Origin of the sequence: Sphingomonas sp. FUKUSWIS1, assembly GCF_000733135.1 — a bacterium.
Classification (GTDB): Bacteria; Pseudomonadota; Alphaproteobacteria; order Sphingomonadales; family Sphingomonadaceae; genus Sphingomonas; species Sphingomonas aerolata.
This window is the reverse complement of record NZ_JPJC01000082.1, coordinates 1-5,385: the sequence shown is the minus strand read 5'-3', so window position 1 is coordinate 5,385 and position 5,385 is coordinate 1. Positions and strand designations below refer to the sequence as shown.

Here is a 5,385-nt window from a genome sequence, read left to right as displayed (position 1 = left end):
CGCCCGCCTTTATCTATGTCGCCACGCGCTGGCAGGACAGGCTCGCCAGCCCGCTGTCCGGCTGGATGGGCCACGCCGCGCCCTTCGCGTTCGAGGACGCCTATCGCCCCGCGCCGGGGATGAAGCGCTGGCTCGCGGGCACCCCCGCGATGCTGTCGACCGCCGCGCTCGAAACCGCGCTCGACCTCTGGGCCGACATCGACCAGCACGCCGTCGCCGCCAAGAGCGCGCGTCTGTTCGACATCCTCGCCGCCGCCGGCGACGCGCTCGGCCTCGACTGTGTCAGCCCGCGTGATCCCGCCCAGCGCGGCAGCCATATCAGCTTCCGCCACCCCCATGCGCATGCGATCACACAGGCGCTCATCGCGCACGGCGTCATCGGCGACTTCCGCGACCCCGACATCCTCCGCCTCGGCCTGACCCCGCTCTATCTCAGTTATGAAGACGTCTGGTGCGCGGGCGAGATGCTGCAAAAGATCCTCGAAACCGGAGAGTGGCAGAATCCGCAGTATTCGGAACGACTTGCCGTTACCTGAAAATAGCATCCTTCGCTGCCGGCCAAGAGTTGTAAAATAACGCGGCTTCACGTCCGACGAACCAGCCCTGACTTTCATTGCATGATCTGTTAGCCGATAGGCGCGACGCATGGGGAGCGTCGCGCCGCGGGGGCGTAACAGTGACAATCAAACAGTCGGGTCATGTCGAATTATACGGCATTCAGATGCTGCGTGCGATCGCGGCGCTGGCCGTCGTCGTCCATCACACGCTGGAGGAGTCGGGGGGTGCGATCGGAAAGTTCAGCCCCGACTGGCTGACGACATCGGGCGCATCGGGCGTCGACATATTCTTCGTCATCAGCGGCTTCATCATGTTTCACGTCACGTTCAGGGATCGCCGCGGCCCGCCGACACCCGGGACTTTCCTGTTCCGCCGCGCAACCCGCATCTACCCCTTCTACTGGTTGTGCTGCCTCGCCGTCCTGACGATCTCGGCGATGGGATTCCTTGCCTCCAACCATTATCCCGCACGGACGATCGCCGGCGCGCTGATCCTGCTGCCGGGCAATGCGCTACTCGGAACCGCGTGGACGCTCGTCTTTGAAATGTATTTCTACCTTCTGTTCGCGGCCACGCTCTGGGCGCGCTCGGCGACGCTATCGGTGATCGCAACGATTGCGGCGATCCTGTGCCTGCAGGTCGCGGGCTCGCTGATGCCTGCGACCGCCACCGCCAAGTTCCTAGCAAGCCCGCTATCGCTTGAATTCTGCTTCGGCCTCGTCCTGGGATATGGCTATGCCGCCTGGATGCGCCGCGGCCGGGCCTGGCCCGTGCCGCCCGTCATGGCACTTGTCGCGATGGCGGTCATGGCCGTCGTGCCGCTGTTCGTCGCGCACGACGCCACCACCAGTCTGCCCGAACTGCCACGCATCGCGGCGTGGGGCCTTCCCGCAGTCGTCGTCGTCGCCAGCGTCTTGACGATCGGTGCACCACGCACCGCGGTTGCGCGGTTCCTCGTCCTGCTCGGTGATGCCTCCTATGCGCTGTATCTCACCCATGCCTTCGTAATGATGGGCTATGGATGGCTGGTGAAGATTCCCGCGGTCAGCCGACTGCCGCAGCAACCCGTCGTGGTCCTGATCGTCATCATCGCGATCATCATCGGCCTGCTCGCCCATCTGCTGGTCGAGAAACCGCTCCTCGGTCTCGTTCGCCGACTGACCCCGACCCGCCCCGCCCGGGCGGCGCCGGTGGACCAGCCGCTTCCCGAAGTCGCCGGATAGCATCGACAGCCCTGCATTCCGTTCACACCGGCACGCCGATCCGATTGCACCGCCCGCGCCCTTCGCCTATAGGCGCGGCCTATTCCGGCCTCGGCTCCGCGAAGATTATCGTGGGGGTCGGGGCCGCTCAATTTTCAGGGGACCGCGCATGGCTCGCCGCCGCCAGATCTACGAAGGCAAGGCCAAGATCCTCTACGAGGGTCCCGAGCCCGGCACGCTGATCCAGTATTTCAAGGACGACGCGACCGCGTTCAATGCCCAGAAAAAGGGCACGATCAACGGCAAGGGCGTGCTCAACAACCGGATTTCCGAGCACATCTTCACGCTGCTCGATCATATCGGCGTGCCGACGCACTTCATCCGCCGGCTTAACATGCGCGAGCAGCTGATCCGCCAGGTCGAGATCGTCCCGATCGAGGTCGTCGTGCGCAACGTCGCCGCGGGTTCGATCTCGAAGCGTCTTGGAATCGAGGAGGGCACCAAGCTGCCCCGCACGATCATCGAATATTACTACAAGGACGATGCACTCGGCGATCCGATGATCTCCGACGAGCATATCGCCGCGTTCGGCTGGGCGAGCCAGGAGGAGATGCACGACATCGCCGACCTCGCGATCCGCGTGAACGATTTCCTGTGCGGGCTGTTTGCCGGCGTCGGCATCCGCCTCGTCGACTTCAAGCTCGAATTCGGCCGCATCTTCGACAATGATTATGGCCGCATCATCCTCGCGGACGAGATCAGCCCCGATGGCTGCCGTCTGTGGGACATGGAAACCAACGAGAAGATGGACAAGGACCGCTTCCGCCGCGATCTCGGCGGCGAAGTCGAGGCCTATCAGGAGGTTGCACGCCGTCTTGGCCTGTTGCCCGAAGGTGGCGACAATTCGGTCCTCGACCTCGAAAAGCATCGCAAGAACCGGGGCAAGTAAATGAAACTCAAGGTTTTCGTGACACTCAAACCCGGCGTGCTCGACCCGCAGGGCCGCGCCATCCATCACGCACTCGGCAGCCTCGGCTTCGACGGCGTGCAGGACGTCCGCCAGGGTAAGCTGATCGAGCTGGAGGTCGCCGACGATACCGACGACGCGACGATCGACGGCATGTGCCGCAAGCTGCTCGCCAATACGGTGATCGAGAATTACCGGGTCGAGAAGGCATGAAGACCGCGGTCATCGTCTTCCCCGGCTCCAACTGCGACCGTGACATCGCCGTCGCGCTGGAAACGGTGACCGGCGTCAAGCCGACCATGGTCTGGCACGGCGACGCCGACCTGCCGGGCGATGTCGGGCTGGTCGCGGTGCCCGGCGGCTTCTCCTACGGCGATTACCTGCGCTCGGGCGCGATCGCCGCACGCTCGCCGATCATGCGCGCGGTCGTCGAGGAGGCGGGCAAGGGCCTGCCCGTGCTCGGCATCTGCAACGGCTTCCAGGTGCTGACCGAGGCGGGGCTCCTGCCCGGCGCGCTGATGCGCAACCAGGGGCTGAACTTCGTTTGCCGTGACGTCGCGCTGACTGTCGAGACGTCCTCGAGCCGCTTCACGTCTGGCTATAGCGCTGGCGAACACGTCTCCTTCCCGGTCGCGCATCATGACGGCAATTACTTCGCCGACACCGAGACGCTCGACCGCCTCGAAGGCGAAGGCCGCGTCGCCTTCCGCTATGCCGAGAGCGTCAACGGATCGGTGCGCAACATCGCTGGCCTGCTCAACGACAAGGGCAACGTGCTCGGCATGATGCCGCACCCCGAACGCCGGATCGAAGCGGCGCATGGCGGCACGGATGGCCGACGGCTGTTCGAAGGTCTGATGGAAGCCGTCAGCGCTTAATCGGGTTCGTCACCCTACCCCACCCCATCCGTTTGCCATGAGCGAAGTCGAAGGGCCTGAGACCCAGGTGCTTCGACTTCGCCCAGCACGAACGGGTGGGGGCGGAAGCGGATCGCATGCGACAGGCTCAAACCCGCGTCCGGAACGGCGAGAAGTCCGTCCCCTCGTCATACACATCGACCCCCTCGCGCCGCTTGAGCCACCCCACCGCGACATAGGTTAGCGGCGTCAGCAGCACCTCCCACGACACCTTCAGCGCGAACTGGCTGACCATCACCATCAGCATCGCCTCGACCGGCCAGTCGGGCGCGCCGTAAAAGGCCAGTGGATAGAAGATCAGGCTGTCGAACGCCTGCCCTACCACCGTGCTGCCGATCGTCCGCGTCCACAGCATGCGCCCCTTGGTCCAGATCTTCATCCGCGCGAGCACGAAGCTGTTGGCAAATTCGCCCACCCAGAACGCACAGATCGAGGCCAGCACGATCCGCGGAACCTGTCCGAACACCGACTCATACGCCGCCTGCCCCGTCCACCCCGCGTCCGGCGGCAGCGCGACGACCACCGTCGACATGAACACCATGAAGAGCATCGCGCCGAACCCGGCCCAGATGCAGCGGCGCGCGCGCGCATAGCCGTAGACTTCGGTCAGCACGTCGCCGATCACATAGCTGACCGGAAAGAACAGGATCCCCGCGCCGAACGGCCAGGCACCGATGAACGGCAGGTCGATCACCGCCCGCTTTCCCGCGCCGATGACGTTGGACAGCAGCAGGATCGTGACGAATGCCGCCATCACGAAATCGAAATAGCGGAACTGTTCGCTGCGCATGGCAGTGGCCGCCATGGGTTCGGGCGCGTCGTGATCCACGATATTCATCACGTCGTTATGATGACGGTTCCAAGCTCGTGCAATGCACGCTAATCGGAAGCCGTGCGCGCCCGTAGCTCAGTTGGATAGAGCAAGGAGCTTCTACCTCCTCGGTCGGGGGTTCGACTCCCTCCGGGCGCGCCAATTTTCCTAACGGTCTCGGCGATAGGTCGCGAGATAGGCGATCACGTCGGCGCGCTGCTGCGCATCGGACAGACCGGCAAAGCGCATCGTCGTCCCCGGCACCACACCCTGCGGTGCCCGCAGCCACGCATCGAGCCGCGCCGCATCCCAGCGCCCGCCCATCGCCTGTAACGCCGCGGTATAGGCAAAACGTGGTCGGCGTTGCGCGACGGGGCCGTCGACCACGTCGTAAAGATTGGGACCATCGGTATCCGGGGCGTCAGCACCGATCGTGTGGCAGGCCTTGCACTGAACGAACACGCGCGCACCCGCCACGGGGTCGCCCGTCAGCGTCCCGACCACCACCCGGCGTTCCACAGCGGCGGCATCCCGGCCATCGCCCGTCTGCTGGCATGCGCCGACGAGCATCAGCCCAAGTGTCACCCCGATCCTCCGCATGCCTTCGCTCCGATACCACCGGCCCGTCCGAACGGCCGCGCCCCCCGCCTAGCGCAGATTTTCGGGCGAAACGAGGCAGCGGCGTGACGAGCGGTGCTGTCAAGTTTCGCCGCCAATGCTAGCTTGTCGTCAGCGACGCAGTGCCGATACGGCATCGCGTCCTCGGCGCCCCGCCCGGATACGAGAGTGTCGCACGGACGGGCGGGGCGCCCCGTTCATTTTCAATTCACGACTGCTTGGCATAAGCCATGGGCAGAGGCGTTGCCGAGTATCGCGTAACCTTCAGCGCCCCGCCAGTTTTCAGTCACACGGGCCGGCGGGGCGCGCAGCA

Annotated in this window: 7 protein-coding genes and 1 tRNA gene; 6 read left to right on the top strand and 2 right to left on the bottom strand. The window is 64.9% G+C overall.

The window, feature by feature from the left end; genetic code table 11:
* The 5 genes from sphsw_RS19675 to purQ form a co-directional block, all read left to right on the top strand.
* On the top strand, positions 1-536 hold a 536-nt coding region (locus sphsw_RS19675), incomplete at its 5' end, for a kynureninase/PvdN C-terminal domain-containing protein (RefSeq protein ID WP_042466646.1).
* A 140-nt stretch (positions 537-676) separates the two neighbouring features.
* Positions 677-1,780, top strand: coding sequence for an acyltransferase family protein (locus tag sphsw_RS05990; protein ID WP_128082203.1), 1,104 nt, complete (start codon positions 677-679; stop codon positions 1,778-1,780).
* A 148-nt stretch (positions 1,781-1,928) separates the two neighbouring features.
* Positions 1,929-2,708 carry a phosphoribosylaminoimidazolesuccinocarboxamide synthase gene (purC, locus tag sphsw_RS05985; RefSeq protein ID WP_031396310.1) on the top strand — a complete coding sequence of 260 codons (780 nt, stop codon included), beginning with the start codon at positions 1,929-1,931 and terminating at the stop codon, positions 2,706-2,708.
* Positions 2,709-2,939, top strand: a complete 231-nt coding sequence (gene purS / locus sphsw_RS05980) for a phosphoribosylformylglycinamidine synthase subunit PurS (protein ID WP_031439802.1) — start codon at positions 2,709-2,711, stop codon at positions 2,937-2,939.
* Positions 2,936-3,604, top strand: coding sequence for a phosphoribosylformylglycinamidine synthase subunit PurQ (gene purQ, locus sphsw_RS05975; protein WP_031439801.1), 669 nt, complete (start codon positions 2,936-2,938; stop codon positions 3,602-3,604). Before purS ends, purQ begins: the two co-directional genes overlap by 4 nt.
* A 127-nt stretch (positions 3,605-3,731) precedes the next feature.
* On the opposite strand, the gene sphsw_RS05970 is transcribed toward purQ, so the two are convergent.
* Positions 3,732-4,448, bottom strand: coding sequence for a queuosine precursor transporter (locus sphsw_RS05970; protein ID WP_031439800.1), 717 nt, complete (start codon positions 4,446-4,448; stop codon positions 3,732-3,734).
* 91 nt (positions 4,449-4,539) lie between these two features.
* Between sphsw_RS05970 and sphsw_RS05965 the strand changes: the two genes are divergently transcribed.
* A tRNA-Arg gene (locus tag sphsw_RS05965) sits at positions 4,540-4,616 on the top strand.
* Positions 4,617-4,622: 6 nt separating this feature from the next.
* On the opposite strand, the gene sphsw_RS05960 is transcribed toward sphsw_RS05965, so the two are convergent.
* Positions 4,623-5,054, bottom strand: coding sequence for a c-type cytochrome (locus tag sphsw_RS05960; RefSeq protein WP_081874171.1), 432 nt, complete (start codon positions 5,052-5,054; stop codon positions 4,623-4,625).
* Between the last annotated feature and the right edge of the window lie 331 nt (positions 5,055-5,385).